General features: G+C 47.9%; 2 rRNA genes. Both read left to right on the top strand.

Annotation, left to right across the window (positions count from 1 at the left end):
• A 23S ribosomal RNA gene (locus J2772_RS24055) occupies positions 1-2598 on the top strand; the annotation flags it as partial.
• 147 nt (positions 2599-2745) lie between these two features.
• Positions 2746-2853 (top strand): 5S ribosomal RNA (gene rrf / locus J2772_RS24050).
• Positions 2854-2883 lie beyond the last annotated feature (30 nt).

Here is a 2883-nt window from a genome sequence, read left to right as displayed (position 1 = left end):
GAGCAAACCCGGAGAACTGAAACATCTAAGTACCCGGAGGAAAAGAAATCGAAGAGATTCCGTAAGTAGTGGCGAGCGAAAGCGGATTAGCCCAAAAGCTAATTTATGTTTAATAGAATGTTCTGGAAAGAACAGCCGTAGAGGGTGATAGCCCCGTATATGAAAGGCATATTTAAGTGATAAATGAGTAGGGCGGGACACGTGAAATCCTGTCTGAATATGGGGGGACCATCCTCCAAGGCTAAATACTCCTGAAAGACCGATAGTGAACAAGTACTGTGAAGGAAAGGTGAAAAGCACTTCGAATAGAAGGGTGAAATAGAACCTGAAACCGTACGCCTACAAGCGGTCGGAGCCCACATGTTGGGTGACGGCGTGCCTTTTGCATAATGAGCCTACGAGTTAATTTTACTAGCGAGGTTAAGGTATTAAGTACCGGAGCCGGAGCGAAAGCGAGTCTGAATAGGGCGTATAGTTAGTAGGATTAGACGCGAAACCTTGTGATCTACCCATGGGCAGGTTGAAGCTCTGGTAACACAGAGTGGAGGACCGAACCGGTTGACGTTGAAAAGTCTTCGGATGACCTGTGGGTAGGGGTGAAAGGCCAATCAAACTGGGAGATAGCTCGTACTCTCCGAAATGCATTTAGGTGCAGCGTCGTATATAAGTTTATTAGAGGTAGAGCTACTGATTGGATGCGGGGGTTTCATCGCCTACCAATTCCTGACAAACTCCGAATGCTAATAAATGTTCTACGGCAGTGAGGGCATGGGTGCTAAGGTCCATGTCCGAGAGGGAAAGAACCCAGACCAACAGCTAAGGTCCCAAAATATATGTTAAGTTGAAGCAACGCGGTTGGACTGCATTGACAGCTAGGATGTTGGCTTGGAAGCAGCCATTCATTTAAAGAGTGCGTAACAGCTCACTAGTCGAGCGGTCCGGCATGGATAATAATCGGGCATAAACATATTACCGAAGCTATGGATTTGTATTTTAGATACATCTGGTAGGAGAGCATTCTATTTGCGCCGAAGCAGTGCTGTGAGGCATTGTGGAGCGGATAGAAAAGAAAATGTAGGCATAAGTAACGATAAAGCGGGCGAGAAACCCGCTCACCGAAAGACTAAGGTTTCCTCAGCCATGCTAATCAGCTGAGGGTTAGTCGGGACCTAACGCGAACCCGAAAGGGGTAGTGGATGGACAATGGGTTAATATTCCCATACTTGCTCACACTAAAAAGGGGACGGAGTGCCGTACTTACTGGAGACTGACGGAATAGTCAAGGCCTAGCCTTCGGGCGAAGCTGCTGTAGGGAAAGTGCTTCCAAGAAAAGCCGAAGTGAAGCAACCCGTACCAAAACCGACACAGGTAGTCGAGGAGAGAATCCTAAGGTGCTAGAGTGAATCATGGTTAAGGAACTAGGCAAAATAGTCTCGTAACTTCGGGAGAAGAGACGCCATCAGCAATGGTGGCCGCAGTAAAGAGGCCCAGGCGACTGTTTATCAAAAACACAGGACTCTGCAAAATCGAAAGATGCAGTATAGGGTCTGACACCTGCCCGGTGCTGGAAGGTTAAGGAAGGTGCTTAGGGTTAAACCGAAGGCATTAACTGAAGCCCCAGTAAACGGCGGCCGTAACTATAACGGTCCTAAGGTAGCGAAATTCCTTGTCGGGTAAGTTCCGACCTGCACGAATGGTGTAACGATCTGGGCACTGTCTCAACCATGAGCTCTGTGAAATTGTAGTCTCGGTGAAGATGCCGAGTACCCGCAATGGGACGAAAAGACCCTGTGAACCTTTACTATAACTTCGTATTGACTTTGAGTAAGTAATGTGTAGGATAGGTGGGAGGCTTTGAAGCTTGCACGCTAGTGTAGGTGGAGCCAACGTTGAAATACCACCCTTTACTTACTTGGAGCCTAACTTCTTTTAGAAGGACATTGCGTGGTGGGTAGTTTGACTGGGGTGGTCGCCTCCAAAAGAGTAACGGAGGCTTTCAAAGGTACCCTCAGCACGCTTGGTAACCGTGCGTAGAGTGTAATGGCATAAGGGTGCTTGACTGTGAGACCAACAAGTCGATCAGGTGCGAAAGCAGGACATAGTGATCCGGTGGTTCCGTATGGAAGGGCCATCGCTCATAGGATAAAAGGTACTCCGGGGATAACAGGCTAGTCTCCCCCAAGAGCTCACATCGACGGGGAGGTTCGGCACCTCGATGTCGGCTCGTCACATCCTGGGGCTGGAGAAGGTCCCAAGGGTTGGGCTGTTCGCCCATTAAAGTGGCACGCGAGCTGGGTTCAGAACGTCGTGAGACAGTTCGGTCTCTATCTATTGCGGGCGTTAGATGTTTGAGAGGGCTTGATTCTAGTACGAGAGGACCGAATTGAACAAACCTCTGGTGTATCAGTTGTACCGCCAGGTGCACTGCTGAGTAGCTACGTTTGGAAGAGATAAGCACTGAAAGCATATAAGTGCGAAACTCGCCTCAAGATGAGACATCTTTTAAGGGTCGTGGGAGATGACCACGTTGATAGGCTATAGGTGTAAAGACAGTAATGTCATAGCCGAGTAGTACTAATTACCCGTAGATTTATAGCCTAATATGGCGCACGGAAGTGCAGCAAGGTTAGCTCTTTGTGAAAGTTTTTATCGCTTAAAACAGATGTCAGATGTAAGACATCAGATACCAGACGAATAAAAGTCTGAAATCTGAGATCTCAGTTCTGATATCTTATATACAACCTTTAGGGTGGTTTTAGCGGTGGGGCTCACCTGTTCCCATTCCGAACACAGAAGTTAAGCCCACCAGCGCCGATGGTACTGCTAACGCGGGAGAGTAGGCCGCCGCCAGTTTTTATTTTATTTTTAAAAATCCTTTATCAT

The sequence above is a fragment of the Chryseobacterium jejuense genome, assembly GCF_017877355.1.
Taxonomy (GTDB): Bacteria; Bacteroidota; Bacteroidia; order Flavobacteriales; family Weeksellaceae; genus Chryseobacterium; species Chryseobacterium jejuense_A.
This window is presented reverse-complemented; position numbering and strand designations above follow the sequence as displayed.